At 71.0% G+C, this 15,236-nt stretch carries 15 protein-coding genes and 1 riboswitch; of the genes, 11 read left to right on the top strand and 4 right to left on the bottom strand.

The features are described 5' to 3' along the window. Positions 1 to 93: 93 nt before the first annotated feature. Positions 94 to 1,338 carry an ROK family transcriptional regulator gene (locus tag P2Q00_RS20675; RefSeq protein ID WP_275774103.1) on the top strand — a complete coding sequence of 415 codons (1,245 nt, stop codon included), beginning with the start codon at positions 94 to 96 and terminating at the stop codon, positions 1,336 to 1,338. Between the two features lie 106 nt (positions 1,339 to 1,444). Here P2Q00_RS20675 and P2Q00_RS20670 read toward each other — a convergent pair whose 3' ends face one another. Both P2Q00_RS20670 and P2Q00_RS20665 read right to left on the bottom strand, forming a co-directional pair. Further along, positions 1,445 to 2,185 (bottom strand): SDR family oxidoreductase, encoded by a 741-nt coding sequence (locus P2Q00_RS20670; protein ID WP_275774101.1) that lies wholly within the window; start codon positions 2,183 to 2,185, stop codon positions 1,445 to 1,447. An 89-nt stretch (positions 2,186 to 2,274) separates the two neighbouring features. After that, positions 2,275 to 3,162, bottom strand: coding sequence for an RNA polymerase sigma-70 factor (locus P2Q00_RS20665; RefSeq protein ID WP_275774100.1), 888 nt, complete (start codon positions 3,160 to 3,162; stop codon positions 2,275 to 2,277). A gap of 231 nt (positions 3,163 to 3,393) precedes the next feature. After that, a riboswitch (FMN riboswitch) is annotated at positions 3,394 to 3,524 on the top strand. Between the two features lie 146 nt (positions 3,525 to 3,670). Here P2Q00_RS20665 and P2Q00_RS20660 point away from each other — a divergent pair. The 9 genes from P2Q00_RS20660 to P2Q00_RS20620 all read left to right on the top strand — a co-directional run bounded on the left by P2Q00_RS20660 (position 3,671) and on the right by P2Q00_RS20620 (position 10,971). Next, positions 3,671 to 4,276, top strand: coding sequence for a riboflavin synthase (locus tag P2Q00_RS20660; protein WP_275774099.1), 606 nt, complete (start codon positions 3,671 to 3,673; stop codon positions 4,274 to 4,276). Beyond that, a complete protein-coding gene (gene pnuC / locus P2Q00_RS20655; protein WP_275774098.1) occupies positions 4,273 to 4,914 on the top strand; it encodes a nicotinamide riboside transporter PnuC in 642 nt (213 codons plus the stop codon). Before P2Q00_RS20660 ends, pnuC begins: the two co-directional genes overlap by 4 nt. After that, positions 4,911 to 6,200: a bifunctional 3,4-dihydroxy-2-butanone-4-phosphate synthase/GTP cyclohydrolase II gene (locus P2Q00_RS20650; protein WP_275774097.1), complete on the top strand. Its 1,290-nt coding sequence runs from the start codon at positions 4,911 to 4,913 to the stop codon at positions 6,198 to 6,200. Before pnuC ends, P2Q00_RS20650 begins: the two co-directional genes overlap by 4 nt. A 33-nt stretch (positions 6,201 to 6,233) precedes the next feature. Then, entirely contained in the window at positions 6,234 to 6,719 is a 486-nt protein-coding gene (ribH, locus tag P2Q00_RS20645; RefSeq protein ID WP_003988915.1) for a 6,7-dimethyl-8-ribityllumazine synthase, read from the top strand. Positions 6,720 to 6,753: 34 nt separating this feature from the next. Then, positions 6,754 to 7,026, top strand: coding sequence for a phosphoribosyl-ATP diphosphatase (locus tag P2Q00_RS20640; protein ID WP_030946750.1), 273 nt, complete (start codon positions 6,754 to 6,756; stop codon positions 7,024 to 7,026). Between the two features lie 51 nt (positions 7,027 to 7,077). Then, positions 7,078 to 7,926, top strand: a complete 849-nt coding sequence (gene hisG / locus P2Q00_RS20635) for an ATP phosphoribosyltransferase (RefSeq protein ID WP_275774096.1) — start codon at positions 7,078 to 7,080, stop codon at positions 7,924 to 7,926. Between the two features lie 14 nt (positions 7,927 to 7,940). Further along, positions 7,941 to 8,384: a PH domain-containing protein gene (locus P2Q00_RS20630; RefSeq protein ID WP_275774095.1), complete on the top strand. Its 444-nt coding sequence runs from the start codon at positions 7,941 to 7,943 to the stop codon at positions 8,382 to 8,384. A 176-nt stretch (positions 8,385 to 8,560) separates the two neighbouring features. Then, positions 8,561 to 9,886 (top strand): hemolysin family protein, encoded by a 1,326-nt coding sequence (locus tag P2Q00_RS20625; RefSeq protein WP_275774094.1) that lies wholly within the window; start codon positions 8,561 to 8,563, stop codon positions 9,884 to 9,886. Next, a complete protein-coding gene (locus tag P2Q00_RS20620; RefSeq protein ID WP_275774093.1) occupies positions 9,883 to 10,971 on the top strand; it encodes a hemolysin family protein in 1,089 nt (362 codons plus the stop codon). Before P2Q00_RS20625 ends, P2Q00_RS20620 begins: the two co-directional genes overlap by 4 nt. 102 nt (positions 10,972 to 11,073) lie before the next feature. Here P2Q00_RS20620 and P2Q00_RS20615 read toward each other — a convergent pair whose 3' ends face one another. Further along, positions 11,074 to 12,936 carry an AAA family ATPase gene (locus P2Q00_RS20615; RefSeq protein ID WP_275774092.1) on the bottom strand — a complete coding sequence of 621 codons (1,863 nt, stop codon included), beginning with the start codon at positions 12,934 to 12,936 and terminating at the stop codon, positions 11,074 to 11,076. A gap of 427 nt (positions 12,937 to 13,363) precedes the next feature. After that, positions 13,364 to 14,017 (bottom strand): uridine kinase family protein, encoded by a 654-nt coding sequence (locus tag P2Q00_RS20610; RefSeq protein ID WP_275774091.1) that lies wholly within the window; start codon positions 14,015 to 14,017, stop codon positions 13,364 to 13,366. Positions 14,018 to 14,235: 218 nt separating this feature from the next. Between P2Q00_RS20610 and P2Q00_RS20605 the strand changes: the two genes are divergently transcribed. Continuing rightward, positions 14,236 to 15,186 (top strand): hypothetical protein, encoded by a 951-nt coding sequence (locus P2Q00_RS20605; RefSeq protein WP_275774090.1) that lies wholly within the window; start codon positions 14,236 to 14,238, stop codon positions 15,184 to 15,186. Positions 15,187 to 15,236: the final 50 nt, after the last annotated feature.

The following is a 15,236-nucleotide window of genomic DNA, read 5'->3' as shown; positions in this document are numbered from 1 at the left end:
ATCAGGAACCCTGCCTGATAGATAGGGAGATTAATGGCCGCCCGGGCACGGGCTCGCTGCAGCCCGGCCCCGCCGATCTGGAAGGATCCCGGCATGCCCGCATCCCCGAGCACCGCCCGGGCCATCAACGACCGGCTCGCCCTGCGTCTGCTGCAGCAGGAGGGCCCGCTGACGGCAGGGCAGTTGAAACAGCTCACCGGCCTGTCCCGGCCGACGGTCGCCGACCTCGTCGAGCGCCTCACCGCGTCCGACCTGATCACCGTGGTCGGGGAGGCGGGGGAGCAGCGGCGCGGGCCGAACGCGAAGCTGTACGGGATCGCCGCGGACCGCGCCCATCTGGCCGCGCTGGACGTGCGCACCGAGGGCGTCTCCGTGGTCGTGTCCGACCTGGTCGGCCGGGTGCTCGCCGAGGCGTCCGTGCCCATCGGCGGCGACACGGGGACGGGTCCCGCGGTGGAGCAGGCGGTCACGCTCGTCGAACGCGTGGTGAAGGAGGCCGGCGCCGACCGCCTCCACACCGTCGGGATCGGCGCCCCCGGCCTGATCGACCCCTCCACCGGCGAACTCCGCGACTCCTCGGGCCTGCCCGAATGGCACCGCCGCCTGGTCGCCGCCCTGCAGGAACGCCTCCCCGAGGCCCGCGTCAGCGTCGAGAACGAGACCAACCTCGCGGCCCTCGCCGAACAGCGCGACGGTGCCGCCCGGGACCGCGACACCTTCGTCCTGCTCTGGCTCGGTCACGGCACCGGCGCGGCCGTGGTCCTGGACGGAGCCCTGCGCCGCGGGGCCTCCGGCGGCACCGGGGAGATCGGCTTCCTGCCCGTACCGGGGACGGCCGCCCTGCCCTCGGCGACGGACTGCGAGGGGGGATTCCATTCCCTGGCGGGGTCGGCGGCGATCGTGCAGCTGGCGGGGGAGTGCGGGCTGACGGCGGCGGAGTCGGCGCGCGAGCCGGTCGCCGCAGGTGTGGTGCGGGAGGCGGCGGTGCTGGTCTCGGGGGCGCGGGCTGTGGAGGGCCTCCTCCCGGACGCCGATGCTGCCGCCCGTTTCCTCGACGCCCTCGCCGATCGCCTGGCCGTCGGTGTCGCCTCCGTGGTGGCGGTCCTCGACCCCGGCTGCCTCGTCCTCGGCGGCGAGGTCGGGCAGGCCGGCGGCGACGAACTCGCCCTCCGCGTGGCCGACCGGGTCCGCCGCTTGTCCCCGCTGCCCACCGAGGTCCGGGCCGGCGCCCTCGGTGGGGGAGCCGTACTCCGCGGAGCCCTGCTCACCGCACGGGACCGCGCTCAGGACGAACTGTTCGCACCGCCCGGGCGGTGGTCGGCGCCTTCCGGGCGCTGATCCGCGTCTCCCGCCGTCGGCCACAGCGGCACCGCCGGAAAAGCAATCCCCGTCCCCTGCGTACCTGTGAGCTGCCCGAGGCCCGTGCGGGGCCGGTCGCGTCGGCTCATCGGCGCCGCCCGGTGAGGTATTCCTCGAACGTCCCCTTCCCGACGGCGTGTTCGGGAGCGAGGTGCCCTCCGCTGCGGAACGCCCGGTACGCCTTGCCCCACAGCGGCACGCTCAGCACCGCCCGCCGGCGCCCCGTCGCCTTCAGCCAGGCGCGGGCCAGCGACTCGAACGTCCGGATCTCGGGCCCTCCCATGTCCTCGACCCGTCCCGCGGGCGCCTCGCCGGTCAGTTCGGCCAGTCGCGCCGCGACCTCGGCCACCTCGACCGGCTGGTCGCTCACACCGGCCGGCAGCAGCACGACCGGCAGCTTGGCCAGCGCCTCGAACAGCATCACAAGCAGGTCGTGGAACTGGGTCGTGCGCAGCACGGTCCAGCCCAGCCCCGACTCCTCGATCAGCTTCTCGACGGCGAACTTGGTCCGGTAGTACGGATACGGCACCCGGTCGACGCCGACGATCGAGATGTAGACCAGGTGCCGCACCTGGGCTCGCCGCGCCGCCGCGACCAGGTTTCCGGCCGCCTTCTCGTCACCGCCGGTCTGCGTCGTCGCGCAGTGCACGATCGTGTCCACGCCCGCGACCGCCGCCTCCAGCCCGGCCCCGCCCTTGCGCAGATCGACGGCGTAGGGCCGGCTGTGACGGCTCAGCACCCGCACTTCGTGCCCGTCCGCGCGCAACCGCTCGGTGACGAGTCGGCCGAGGGTTCCGGTGCCGCCGGTCACCAGGATCGTGGTCATGCTTGTCAGCCCCTTCGGACGCCGGGCGCTCCGGGTGGAGCGCCCTACGTCAGCTGAGACCGGGCAGCCGGGTGGAATGTGACATGCCACTACGACGGTGCGAGCTGACGGCGTACGAACCCCAGCTTGTCCGGGTTCAGCACGATCCGTACATGCGAGATCCGACCGTCCCGCACCTCGAATGCGACCATGCCGGCCAGTGCGTCGCCCGCCCACGCGGCCAGCCCGGTCTCGCCGTTGACCTCGGCCGCCGTGAAGTGCAGGCCGGCCGCGAAGCGCTCGGCGCCGCCCACCGCGAGCCGCGCCACCTTGTCCAGCCCCACGACCGGCCGCCGGGCGGCGCTGACCTGGCCGCCGCCGTCGCTCGACCAGACCACATCCGCCGTCAGCAACTTCTCCAGGGCGGCCAGATCACCGTCCCGGGCCGCCGTGAGGAACGACGCGACGAGCTCCTCCTGCCGTTCGGGCGCCGGCTCGAAACGGGACCGGTCCTCGCCCACCCGCTGCACCGCCCGCCGGTACAGCTGACGGCAGTTGGCCTCGGTCAGGTCCAGTACGGCGGCGATCTCACGGTGTCCGTACCCGAACGCCTCCCGCAGCACGTACACCGCCCGCTCGGTCGGGCTGAGCCGCTCCAGCAGGACCAGCATCGCCATCGACACGGCATCGCGCTGCTCGGCCGACTCCAGCGGGCCGAGCGTGCCGTCCGAGGTGACCACGGGCTCCGGCAGCCAGGTCCCGACGTACTGTTCGCGCCGCGCCCGCGCCGAGGTGAGACGGGTCAGGCAGAGGTTGGTGACCACCTTGGCCAGCCAGGCCGCCGGGTACTCGATGCCCGTGCGGTCGGCCCCGCTGAAGCGCAGATAGGCGTCCTGCACCGCGTCCTCCGCCTCGTCGGCCGAGCCCAGCATGCGGTAGGCGAGGCCGAACAGCCGCGGGCGGTGCGTCTCGAACTCGTCGGCGATCGCGCTGCTCATGCACACCACCCTGCCAGAGCCTGCAGACAGGGGAGTTGAGGGGCCCGGCGGCGGGCAAGGGCCGTCGTCACCACCGCCGGGCCGGTCCATGAAGATCCCGAAAGGACTAGACCAAAGGGTCCAGCAAGTGGGCCTGGTTGAGAAGTCCATTGACGGCCCCTGTGAGCCACCCCACACCGCTCGCCCGTCTGGACCTCGATCAGGCGTGGCACACTGGCCCTGTACCAGAAGCAGCGCACTCCGGGGTCGGTGAAAGTCCGAACCGGCGGTTACAGTCCGCGACCCGACCGCTTCCAGCGGCCGGTTGACCAGGTGAAATTCCTGGACCGACGGTTAAAGTCCGGATGGGAGGCAGTGCGCGGCGGGCGGGCATTCGTGCGCGCCGCCGTATCCGCTCGTCCTGTGGGACGAATGCGTCCGGCGTCGCCCCCGGTGTCCTCGCTCGTACATTCTGTCGTCATCGACAGGCCCCGGAGTCCGTGCCCGAAGAGGCAGGAGGACCCGGGAAGTGTTCACCGGAATCGTCGAAGAGCTGGGCGAGATCACGGCCGTCGAAAACCTCGGCGATGCCTCCCGCTTCAGGCTGCGCGGCCCCGTCGTCACCGACGGCGCAAAGCACGGCGACTCCATCGCCGTGAACGGGGTCTGTCTGACCGTCGTCGACCACGAAGGCGACGAGTTCACCGCCGACGTCATGGCGGAGACCCTCGAACGCTCCAGCCTCGGCGCCCTCGCCGTCGGCTCCCGCGTCAACCTCGAACGCCCCATGGCTGTGGGCGCCCGCCTCGGCGGCCACATCGTCCAGGGCCATGTCGACGGCACGGGCGAAGTCCTGGAGCGCAAGCCCTCCGAGCACTGGGAGATCGTGAAGATCTCCCTCCCCGCGGACCTGAGCCGCTACGTCGTGGAGAAGGGCTCCATCACGGTCGACGGCATCAGCCTCACCGTGGTCGACGCCGGCCCGGACTACTTCACCGTCAGCCTCATCCCCACCACCCTCGACCTGACCACGCTCGGCCTCAAGCAGCCCGGCGACCCGGTCAACCTAGAGGTCGACGTCGTCGCCAAGTACGTCGAGCGGCTGCTCGGGGCCGGTCAGGGGGCGGACCGGTGAACTGGCTGAACTCGGAGGCCTTCACCCTCCTCGACCAGCGCATCATCTGGTCGGACATGATCGGCAACATACTCGGCCTGATCACCCTCGCCCTCGGCTGGCGCCGCTCCCTGCTGACCTGGCCGGTGCAGTTCCTCTCCGGCCTCGTCCTGTTCATCGCCTTCTACGGCCACCTCGCCGGCAGCGCCGGCAAGCAGGTCGTCGTCATGGTCGTCGCCCTGTACGGCTGGTGGCAGTGGAACCGCAACAAGGGCAAGGCGGAGGACGGCCACATCGCCCCGCGGTTCGCCACCTGGCGCGAGCGCGGCGCGATGATCGCCGCCGCCGCTGTCGGCACGGTCGCGGTCGCCCTCCTCTTCAAGGCCTACCCGTCCCTGTCCTGGGACCCCTGGCCGGACGCCTACATCTTCGTCGGCACCGTCGTCGCCATGTACGCACAGGCGCGCGGCATGACCGAGTTCTGGATCGCCTGGCTCCTCGTCGACCTGGTCGGCGTCCCCCTCAACTTCGCCAACGGCTACGCCTTCTCCGGCTTCGTCTACGTCATCTACGGCGCACTCGTCCTGTGGGGCATGCGCGACTGGTGGCTGCGCGCCCGCAGGACGCCGCAGCCCGTCCTGGAAGGAGCGCCGGCATGACCGCGGTACCGATTCTCTACAGCACGGACGGCATCGAGGACTGGTCGCTCGACCCGGTCGAGCAGGCCATCGCCGACATCGCGGCCGGCCGCCCGATCGTCGTCGTCGACGACGAGGACCGCGAGAACGAGGGCGACCTCGTCATCGCCGCCGAGAAGGCCACCCCCGAGATCGTCGCCTTCATGATGAGCGAGTGCCGCGGCCTGATCTGCGCACCCATGGAGGCCGACGAGCTGGAGCGGCTGAAGCTCCCGCAGATGGTCGAGGACAACACCGAGTCGATGAAAACCGCGTTCACGGTCTCCGTGGACGCATCGGCAGCTCACGGTGTGAGCACCGGTATCTCGGCCTCGGACCGTGCCACCACGCTTCAGCTGCTGGCGAGCGGCACCGCCCAGGCCGACGACTTCGTCCGCCCCGGGCACATCTTCCCGCTGCGCGCCAGGTCCGGCGGTGTGCTCGTGCGCAACGGCCACACCGAGGCGGCCGTCGACCTCGCCCGTCTCGCGGGCCTGCGCCCGGCCGGCGCGATCGTCGAGATCGCCGGTGAGGACGGCCGTATGCTGCGCCTGCCCGAGCTGATCCCCTTCGCCCGCAAGCACGGCCTGACGATCATCTCCATCGAGGACCTGATCGCCTACCGGCAGACCAGCGAGCCCACCGTCCGCCGCGAGGCCGAGACCCAACTGCCCACCGCCCACGGCGAGTTCACGGCCTACGGCTACCGCTCCACCGTCGACGGCGTCGAGCACGTCGCCCTCGTCCACGGCGAGATCGGCGACGGCGAGGACGTCCTGGTCCGCGTCCACTCCGAGTGCCTGACCGGCGACATCTTCGCCTCCCTGCGCTGCGACTGCGGCCCCCAGCTCGATGCCTCCCTGGAGCGTATCCAGGCCGAGGGCAGGGGAGTGGTGGTCTATCTGCGCGGTCACGAGGGACGCGGCATCGGCCTGCTGTCCAAGCTGCGCGCCTACGAGCTCCAGGAGCGCGGCCGCGACACGCTCGACGCCAACCTGGAACTCGGCCTGCCCGCCGACGCCCGGGACTACGGCGCAGGGGCCCAGATCCTGGAGGATCTCGGCGTGCTCAGCGTGCGCCTGATGACCAACAACCCCGACAAGACCGACGCGCTCGTCCGCCACGGGCTCAAGGTCACCGGCCGTGAGCCGATGCCCGTACAGGCGGGCGAGCACAACCTCCGGTACCTGCGCACCAAGCGGGACCGGATGGGCCACGACCTGCCCTGGCTGGACACGGCCCCCGTGTCCACCTGCAGCAACCAGTAATTGCGTAATTGCACCCCTAGGAGACAAGAGAACGTGAGCGGCAAGGGCGCACCGGAACTGTCCGTACGCAACGTCGGAGACCTGCGGGTCGCCGTCATCGCGGCGCAGTGGCACGAAAAGGTGATGGACGGCCTGGTGGACGGCGCCCTGCGCGCCCTGCACGACCTCGGCATCGACGAGCCGACCCTGCTGAGGGTCCCCGGCAGCTGGGAACTCCCGGTCGTCGCCAAGGTCCTCGCGGGCCGCGGCTACGACGCGATCGTCGCCCTCGGCGTCGTCATCCGCGGCGGCACCCCCCACTTCGAATACGTCTGCCAGGGCGTCACCCAGGGCCTCACCCAGGTCTCCGTCGAGACCGGCGTCCCCGTCGGCTTCGGCGTACTGACCTGCGACACCGAGGAGCAGGCCCTGGACCGGGCCGGTATCGAGGGCTCCAACGAGGACAAGGGACACGAGGCGGTGACCGCGGCGGTGGCCACCGCCGCGACCCTCCGCTCAGTATCTGAACCGTGGCGCTGACGTATGCGGGGTTTGGCATAGGCTGAGCGTCACCATGTCCAATAAGACGTTCGAGGAGCTCTTCACCGAGCTCCAGCACAAGGCCGCCCACGGCGACCCCGCCACTTCCCGCACCGCAGAACTGGTCGGCAAGGGCGTCCATGCCATCGGCAAGAAGGTCGTCGAAGAGGCCGCCGAGGTCTGGATGGCCGCCGAGTACGAGGGCAAGGAAGCGGCCGCCGAGGAGATCTCCCAGCTGCTGTACCACGTCCAGGTGATGATGGTCGCTCGCGGCATCTCCCTGGACGACGTCTACGCCCACCTCTGAGCCGCACCCCGCACACATCCCCGTACGGAACGAACAAAGGAAGCCGACCTCATGCTGCGCATCGCCGTCCCCAACAAGGGTTCCCTGTCAGGCCCTGCGGCGGAGATGCTGCATGAGGCCGGCTACCAGCAGCGCCGCGAGTCCAAGGAGCTGCGGATCGTCGACCCGTCGAACGAGGTCGAGTTCTTCTACCTCCGCCCCCGCGACATCGCGATCTACGTCTCCTCCGGCCGCCTCGACATCGGCATCACCGGCCGCGACCTGCTGATCGACTCCGGCGCCAACGCCGAGGAGATCCTCCCGCTCGGCTTCGCCCGCTCCACCTTCCGCTACGCCACCAAGCCGGGCACGGCGAACGGCGTCGAGGACCTCAACGGCATGACGGTCGCCACCTCCTACGAGGGCATCGTCGCCAAGCACCTCGCCGACAACGGCGTCGACGCCTCCGTCGTCCACCTCGACGGCGCCGTCGAGACCGCCATCGAACTCGGCGTCGCCGAGGTCATCGCGGACGTCGTCGAGACCGGCACCTCGCTGCGCAACGCGGGCCTGGAGGTCATCGGTGAGCCGATCATGAAGTCCGAGGCCGTCGTCATCCGCCGTACCGGCGCGAACGGCGAGGAGCCCAAGGTGCAGCAGTTCCTGCGCCGTCTGCAGGGCGTCCTGGTGGCCCGGACGTACGTGATGATGGACTACGACTGCCGCGCCGAGCACCTGGAAGAGGCCGTCGCCATCACCCCCGGCCTGGAGGGTCCGACCGTCTCGCCGCTGCACAACGAGGGCTGGGTCGCCGTCCGCGCCATGGTGCCCGCCAAGGACGCCCAGCGGATCATGGACGACCTCTACGCGATCGGCGCCCGGGCCATCCTGACCACGGCCATCCACGCCTGCCGTCTCTGAGGGGCGCCCGAGAGATGTCCGATCTGCCCGTTCTTCCCGTCACTTTCCGGCCGGGCCGCACCCGGGCCGTCCTGCTCGGCGCCGGTGCCGTGATCTTCGTCGTCATCACGACGGTCGCGTTCCTGCTGGAGCAGCTCAGCCCGGGCGAGAAGCTCAGCTTCGTCTTCACCGGAGCGATCCTCTTCGGTGTGCTGGCCATGCTCGCCCGGGTGAAGGTCGTCGCCGACGAAACAGGCGTCACCGTCGTCAACATCGCCAGCAGGCGACACCTGGAGTGGGCCGAGATCCTCCATGTGAACCTGCGCCCCGGCGACCCCTGGGTCTTTCTCAACCTCAGCGACGGCACCAGCCTGCCCGCGCTCGGCATCCAGCCGGGCATCGCCAAGGAGCGAGCCATCGCCGACGCGCGCACCCTGCGAGCGCTCGCCGAGGCCCGCTCGACAAGGGATCTGCCGTAAATACCCATGTCTTGATTAATCTGTTGGCGGAGGCGTTTTCGTTGCGCCTCCGCCGCTGATGTTCCCGCCGGTCTTCAGAGGCCCCTGCTACCCGAGGAGTGACTCCCTCCAGCGATGGACGGATCGTCCTGTAGTACCTGCGCCGCCCCCTCACGACATACCGAGGCGGCGGCATCATGACCACCCCCCTGCTGCTCCTCGGAGCGGCCCTCCTGCTGATCCTGGCCAACGGCTTCTTCGTGGCCGCCGAGTTCGGCCTCGTCACGGTCGAGTCGACGGAAGCCGAGAAGGCCGCCGCCGAAGGCGACAAGCGAGCCCGCAGGGTCGCCGAGTCGCTCAGGGAGCTGTCCTTCCAGCTCTCCGGCACCCAGCTCGGCATCACCATCACGTCCCTCGTCGTCGGCATGCTCGCCGAGCCCGCACTCGCTCAGCTGCTGCACGGCCCGTTCACCGCGATCGGCATCCCCGAAGGCGCCGCCTCCGGTGTCGCGGTGGTCGTCGGCATGCTGCTGGCCTCCGCCGTGCAGATGGTCATCGGCGAACTGGTGCCCAAGAACTGGGCGGTGTCCAAGCCCATGCAGGTCGCCCGCTTCGTGGCCGGCCCGCAGCACGCCTTCGCCCGTCTGTTCCGCCCGGTCATCGCCGCGTTGAACGCGGTCGCCAACCGTCTCGTCCGCGCCCTGGGCGTCGAGCCCGCCGAGGAGCTGGCCTCCGCCCGCACCCCCGGCGAACTGGTGTCCCTGGCCCGACACTCTGCACAGGCCGGCGCCCTGGAACAGGACACCGCCGACCTGTTCGTACGCACCCTGTCGCTCGCCGAGCTCACCGCGCAGCACGTCATGACCCCGCGCGTGAAGGTGAGCGCACTGCAGTCGTCGGCCACCGCCGAGGACGTGGTCAACCTGACCCGCGCCACCGGCCTGTCCCGCTTCCCCGTCTACAAGGAGCGGATCGACGAGGTCGTCGGCATGGTCCACCTCAAGGACGCCCTGGCCATCCCGGTGCACGAGCGCCTGCGCACCCCCGTCGGCCGCATCGCCCGCCCGGCGCTGCTGGTCCCCGAGACTCTGCCCGTGCAGCCGCTCCTCGCCCAGCTGCGCAGCGAGCAGCCCATCGCCGTAGTCGTCGACGAATACGGCGGCACGGCGGGCGTGGTGACCCTGGAGGACATCGTCGAGGAGATCGTCGGCGAGGTCCGCGACGAGCACGACGGCCAGGACGTGCCCGAACTCGCCGCCGCCCCGCCGGAGGACGGCAGGCCCGCCTGGGACGCCGACGGCAGCTGCCGCGTCGACATCCTGCAGCGCATAGGACTCGACGTGCCCGAGGGGCCGTACGAGACCGTCGCCGGGCTGGTCGCCGACCGGCTCGGCCGTATCCCGGCCGTCGGCGACAAGGCCGAACTGCCCGGCTGGCGGCTGACCGTGCGCCGCGTCGGCCACTACCGCGCCGAGCGGGTCCGGCTGGTGCGGACCGGCCTGGTCGTGGAGGTCGCCCGATGAGCGTGCTCCAACTCCTGTTCGCCGGCCTGCTCGTGCTGGCCAACGGCTTCTTCGTCGGCGCCGAGTTCGCGCTCGTGTCCGTACGCCGCAGCCAGATCGAACCCCTGGGCACGGCCCGGGCCCGCCAGGTTCTCTACGGCCTGGAGCGGCTGCCGCAGATGATGGCCGCGGCCCAGTTCGGCATCACCGTCTGCTCGCTGACCCTGGGCGCGGTCGCCGAACCGACCGTCGCGCACCTGCTGGAACCGGTCTTCGAGTGGATCCACCTCCCGGACGGGATGATCCACCCGCTGGGTTACGTCATCGCGCTCGCCGCCGTCGTCTTCTTCCACCTCGTCATCGGCGAGATGGTCCCGAAGAACCTGGCGATGGCGGCCCCGGAGAAGGCCGCCGTGTGGCTCGCCCCGGGCCTGGTCGCCTTCGCCCGCGTCTGCAAGCCGATCACCGTCGCCCTCGGCGCCGTCGCCCAGGGCATCCTGCGCCTCTTCAGGGTCGAACCCAAGGACGAGGTCGAGGCGGTCTTCACCAGCGAGCAGCTCAACCGCCTGGTGGAGGACTCCGGCCAGGCGGGCCTGCTCGACCCCGAGGAGCAGGAACGCCTTGAGGACGCGCTGGAACTGGGCTCCCGCCCGGTGACGGACGTGCTCCTGGGACGCGAGTCCCTGGTGACGGTTCCCCCGTCGGTCACACCGGGCCGGATCGTCGAGCTCACCGCCCGCACCGGATACTCCCGCTTCCCTATAGCGGCGGAGAACGGCGCCTTCATGGGCTACCTGCATGTGAAGGACGTACTGGACCTGGAGGACTCGGACCGGGCGGTGCCGCAGCACCTGTGGCGCCCCATGACGACGCTGCGCTCGGAACTCCCCCTGGACGACGCCCTGACGGTGATGCGCCGCGCCGCCACGCACCTGGCCCAGGTGGCCGACGCGTCCGGCAAGGTGCTGGGCTTGGTGGCTCTGGAGGACGTACTGGAGCTGCTGGTGGGCGAGGTCACCGACCCGGCACACCGGGAGGTGCCGGAGGTACGGGTGACAGAGCCGCGGGGGAGCGGGGAGCCGGAGGAAGCACTGGCGCAGACGTAGCCTGCGGGCAGTCGTGCCGCTGGGGCGGCACGGGTGGGCGCAGGCGGCACCCCGCAAGCGCGGGCGAGCGCCCCCCCGTCCCGCACCATCAGCACCGGCACCTCACATGGCCGACGGATCCTGCGGCCCCCGCCCCGACAGCACCTCTCCATACGCCTGCATCAGGTCAGGCAACCGCAGTGTCGACAAGTCGTCCCGCGACAGCACCCCGGGATACGTCGACAACCGCAGATCCCGATACGCGCAGCTCTTCTCATACAGCGTTCGCAAAAATCGCCCGTTCCCGAGCTCGTCGATCCACCCCTGATCCACCACATGCCCGGCGATGGACCGCAGCTCGTCGAGGGCCTCCTCGTCCCACACGTCGCCGTTCTCGGCAGCCAACACCTCACCTATCGAGGTGAGTTCGAGGGGCCGGTACGACGGGAAGTCGACGCGGGTGGTGAAGCGGGACGACAGGCCGGGGTTGGCGGCCAGCAGGCGGTCCATGCCCTCGGGGTAGCCGGCCAGGATGACCACCAGGTGGTCGCGGTTGTCCTCGGCCCGCTTCAGCAGCACCTGCAGCGCCTCGTCGCCGTAGGCGTCGCCCTTGCCGTAGCCGGAGTTGGAGAGCGAGTACGCCTCGTCGACGAAGAGCACCCCGCCGATCGCGGAGTCGATCAGCTCGTTGGCCTTCACGGCGGTCTGGCCCAGATACTCGCCGACCAGGTCGGCGCGCTGGGCCTCGACCAGGTGGTCGCCGCCGAGCAGGCCGAGGGCGTAGAAGACACGGCCGAGGATGCGGGCCACCGTGGTCTTGCCGGTGCCGGAGGGGCCGGAGAAGACGAAGTGCCGTTTGGGCGGCTGCACCGGCAGGCCCTGGCCGGCGCGCAGCCGCGCCATGTTCAACTGGGCGGACAGCGCCTTGACTTGGCGCTTGACCGGCTCCAGGCCCACCATGCGCTCCAGCTCGGCGAGCGCTTCTTCGAGCAGCGCGGGGTCGGTGGGGCCGGCGGGCAGCGCGGATCCCGACGGGCCGACGGTCTTCTCGCGCACCGTCGGGTCGATCGCCGACGGCAGCGGGCCGACCGGCGGAAGGTCGGACTCGGTGAGCCTCAAGTCCCGGCCCTCGGCGAAGAGCGGGTCCAGGGCGTCGGGGCCCTCCAGGGCGTCCTGGCCGCCGGAGAGCGTGATCGCCGCGAGGTCGGTGGCCTCGTCGTACCCGTCGCCCTCGGCGATGGCGGCGAGCCGGGCCGAGGTGTCCATGAAGGCGGGGTCGACGCGGTGCACGGCCCGGTACAGGGGAAGGGCGGCGGCCGAGCGGCCCGTGCCCTCGTGGGCGCGTGCCAGCCAGTAGCGCAGCTCCTTGCGCTGGGGCTGTTCGCTGCGGCAGCGCATCAGGGCGGACGACAGCAGCGGTTCGGCCTGGCCGTACATCTCCAGGCGGACCCGCGCCATGCCGCCGAACAGGCCCGCCTCGATGCCGAGCAGGGCGTCGTCGATCAGCGGGTCGGTGTGGCGGACGAGCTGGTCCCAGTCCTTGACGAGATAGGCGCGGCAGGCGTGCAGAAAGCGGACCTGCGGGTCGGTGTCCACGGGCGGCAGGCCGGCGAGGGCCCGGTCCAGCTCCGGGACATGGCGGCCGTCCAGCCAGTGGGAGGCGTGCGCGAGCAGCAGATCGCGCGGGCTCTCCAGCACGGGCTGCACCCACCAGCCCAGCCAGTACCAGGAGTTGAGGGAGCGGCGGTGCCGGGCGCGCTGTTCGCCGAAGCGGTCCCGGTGCCGGAACATCCGTAACAGCGCGGTCGTCGTGTCGACGCGCAGCGCGTGCAGCCCGAGCCAGCCGTCGGCCATCCCGGGATCCATCCGGACCGCGGCCCTGAACTCCTCCTCCGCCTGCGGATAGGCGCCCATCGTGTAGGCATCCACACCTCGCAGCCAGGCGAGGTCGGCCGGGGCCTCGGGGCCCTGCGTGCCGAAATCCATCACGTCCCCCACAAACCGTGCCCCCGTCGGTTGACCGCCGGACCGATGTCCGCCGGCCGCCTTGATCGAACCGCCGTGCCGCGGACCGGAGTTGCGGTGCGCGCAGCCGTCCTTCAGGTCGCACCGAGGGCATCGTACCTGCGGGGGTGTCGCCCGCCGAAGGGTGCCGCACGGGCCGTTTGGCGAGGTGGGAGCAGATGGGGCGCACTTCGGACGGTGACGGTGGGTGAGCGAAACACGCCGCGGAGCGTCCGGAAAACAGGGTGCGGGCAGAACGAAGCCCCCGATCACGGGGGAACAACCGGGGGCTTCGCGACAGTGGGCGGCTTCGTATGGCCGCACATTGAGAACGTAAGTCCTGTACGGCCCCCCGGTCAAGCGGAGTTGAGGCACTCCGGGAAGTTCCCCGGCGGGCGTCTTCACAAGTTCAGCACATTGCCGATGGTCCGTCACCGTGCGTGAGCGGCTGGTCCGGTCCAACTCTCTTCGCGGGCCCCGGGAGCACCTCGTACCCCTTCTCCAACTGCCGTACCAGGAGGTCGGCGAACGGCCGTGAGGGATCCTCGGCGAAGTGTCGTCGTTCCGCCCCGACCCATCCGGCCCAGAACTCCCGCTGCTCCTCCCCGTCCCGCTGCTGTCCTCGTGTCCAGGACTCCTCGTGCGGCAGCTCCATCCACAGCAGTGCCGCCAGCTGCGGGCGCAGTGCGCGGCGGCCGGCGCCGACCCCCTCGACGAGGATCACCGGGGCGGGCGGCAGTGTGCGGGGCGGTCCGAAGCGGCGGGTGTGCCAGTCGTAGGGGGCGTAGTGGGCGCTCTCGCCGCGGCTCAGCGGTTCGATCACCTGGGCGAGCAGCCGCCCGGTCCACTCGAACAGCTCGTCGTGGCTGGCGATGTCGTCGAGGCGCAGCACGGGCGCCCCGTCCAGTGCCCGGGCCAAGTGCCCGGCGAACGTGGACTTTCCGGAGCCGGCATGTCCGTCGATGCCGATCAGGCGGACCGGGCCGCAGGACGGGGGCAGACGGCGGAGCCGGGAGGCGAGGTCGTGAATGGTCGTTCCTTGGCTGACTGGGGGCTTCGGCATATTCGGCGGGAACATTCTAGTGGTGGGCGAAATCGGGGCGAATGGGCGGGCCGAAATATAGTGCCGCATTGAACCAGTTGTTGGCTGGCTGCGAGCCAGTGTCAATCCGTCCCGAAACCTCGGACCGTCATTTCGAAAACTGCGTTCCGGTTGCGCTCGTCGCTGAGTAAGGTGCCAGGTGCACAACTGTCGCGCGTCGTACGGGGAGACAGGAGCAGATGGTCGCTGGGTTATTCGAAGGGCAGTATGTGTGGCATCCGGCGGCCGACGACCGCTTGCTCGCGAGCGTATGCGTCGACGTACGCGCCGGCCGATACCGGAGCGCCCACGAAGCCCTCGCCGAAACACGCGGCGACTACGGGCTGCGCGCCCACCGCTCCCTGGTCCTCGCCTCGGAAGCCGCCGACTCCGACCTCGCCGAGCGCTGGCTGGCCGAGGAGCCGACCCCGGAGGCGGCGCTGCTGTGGGCGCGGGTGGCCGTGCTGCGGGCGCTGCGCGCGGCCGACGCGCGCGACGACCGGGCCGGGGCCCTGGAGCGGATCGCGCTGACCGCCTGCGACCGGGCGGCGAGGGCGAACCCGGCCGATCCCACGCCCTGGGCGGCCCGACTGGCCATGGCCCGGCTGCACCGGCTGACCGACCCCGCCCCGCGCGGGCTGCTCACCGCGCCGCCCGGACCCTGGCGGCTGTTCGCGCACGTCCTGTCCCTCGACCCCTTTCACCGCGAGGCCCACCACCGCTTCCTGGCCTGCTTCTTCACCCGCCACGGCGGCTCCGTGAACGCCGCCTGGGACGTCGCGGCCTTCCTCGGCCAGCGCGCACCCGTCGACTCCCCGCTGCGACTGCTGCCCCTGGTCGCCCTCGTCGAGAGCTACAACCCGACCCAGCTGCTCGCCGACCGCGTCTGGGAGGAGCCGCAGTGGCGCTCCACCGCCCTGGCCATCTACCAGAACTGGCTGCCCACGATGCCGGGTTACCGCTTCACCCCGGTGCTCGACCTGGCCTATCTCGCGCATGCGCTGGTCATGGGCAAGCGCGAGTTCGAGGCGCGCGCGGTCTTTGCGGCGATGGGGCCGTACGCCTCCCGTATGCCCTGGTCCGCCTTCGGGGAACCGGCCGACCAGCTGTCCCGGGCCCGCCGCGCCTGCGGCCTCCCTGTCCCCCCGTAGACCCCACGCAGAGAGAAAGGCCGACCTGTGCCGGAACGGATATCGGACGA

The sequence above is a fragment of the Streptomyces coacervatus genome, assembly GCF_029223485.1.
GTDB lineage: Bacteria > Actinomycetota > Actinomycetes > Streptomycetales > Streptomycetaceae > Streptomyces > Streptomyces coacervatus.
Note: the sequence above shows the minus strand (reverse complement) of the source record. Positions and strands in the feature narration are given on the sequence as shown.

Coding starts and splice junctions, on each gene's coding strand:
- P2Q00_RS20675 (WP_275774103.1), top strand. CDS start 94: ATGCCCGCATCCCCGAGCACCGCCCGGGCCATCAACGACCGGCTCGCC.
- P2Q00_RS20670 (WP_275774101.1), bottom strand. CDS start 2,185: ATGACCACGATCCTGGTGACCGGCGGCACCGGAACCCTCGGCCGACTC.
- P2Q00_RS20665 (WP_275774100.1), bottom strand. CDS start 3,162: ATGAGCAGCGCGATCGCCGACGAGTTCGAGACGCACCGCCCGCGGCTG.
- P2Q00_RS20650 (WP_275774097.1), top strand. CDS start 4,911: ATGACCGCGGTACCGATTCTCTACAGCACGGACGGCATCGAGGACTGG.
- P2Q00_RS20640 (WP_030946750.1), top strand. CDS start 6,754: ATGTCCAATAAGACGTTCGAGGAGCTCTTCACCGAGCTCCAGCACAAG.
- hisG (WP_275774096.1), top strand. CDS start 7,078: ATGCTGCGCATCGCCGTCCCCAACAAGGGTTCCCTGTCAGGCCCTGCG.
- P2Q00_RS20630 (WP_275774095.1), top strand. CDS start 7,941: ATGTCCGATCTGCCCGTTCTTCCCGTCACTTTCCGGCCGGGCCGCACC.
- P2Q00_RS20625 (WP_275774094.1), top strand. CDS start 8,561: ATGACCACCCCCCTGCTGCTCCTCGGAGCGGCCCTCCTGCTGATCCTG.
- P2Q00_RS20620 (WP_275774093.1), top strand. CDS start 9,883: ATGAGCGTGCTCCAACTCCTGTTCGCCGGCCTGCTCGTGCTGGCCAAC.
- P2Q00_RS20615 (WP_275774092.1), bottom strand. CDS start 12,936: ATGGATTTCGGCACGCAGGGCCCCGAGGCCCCGGCCGACCTCGCCTGG.
- P2Q00_RS20610 (WP_275774091.1), bottom strand. CDS start 14,017: ATGCCGAAGCCCCCAGTCAGCCAAGGAACGACCATTCACGACCTCGCC.
- P2Q00_RS20605 (WP_275774090.1), top strand. CDS start 14,236: ATGGTCGCTGGGTTATTCGAAGGGCAGTATGTGTGGCATCCGGCGGCC.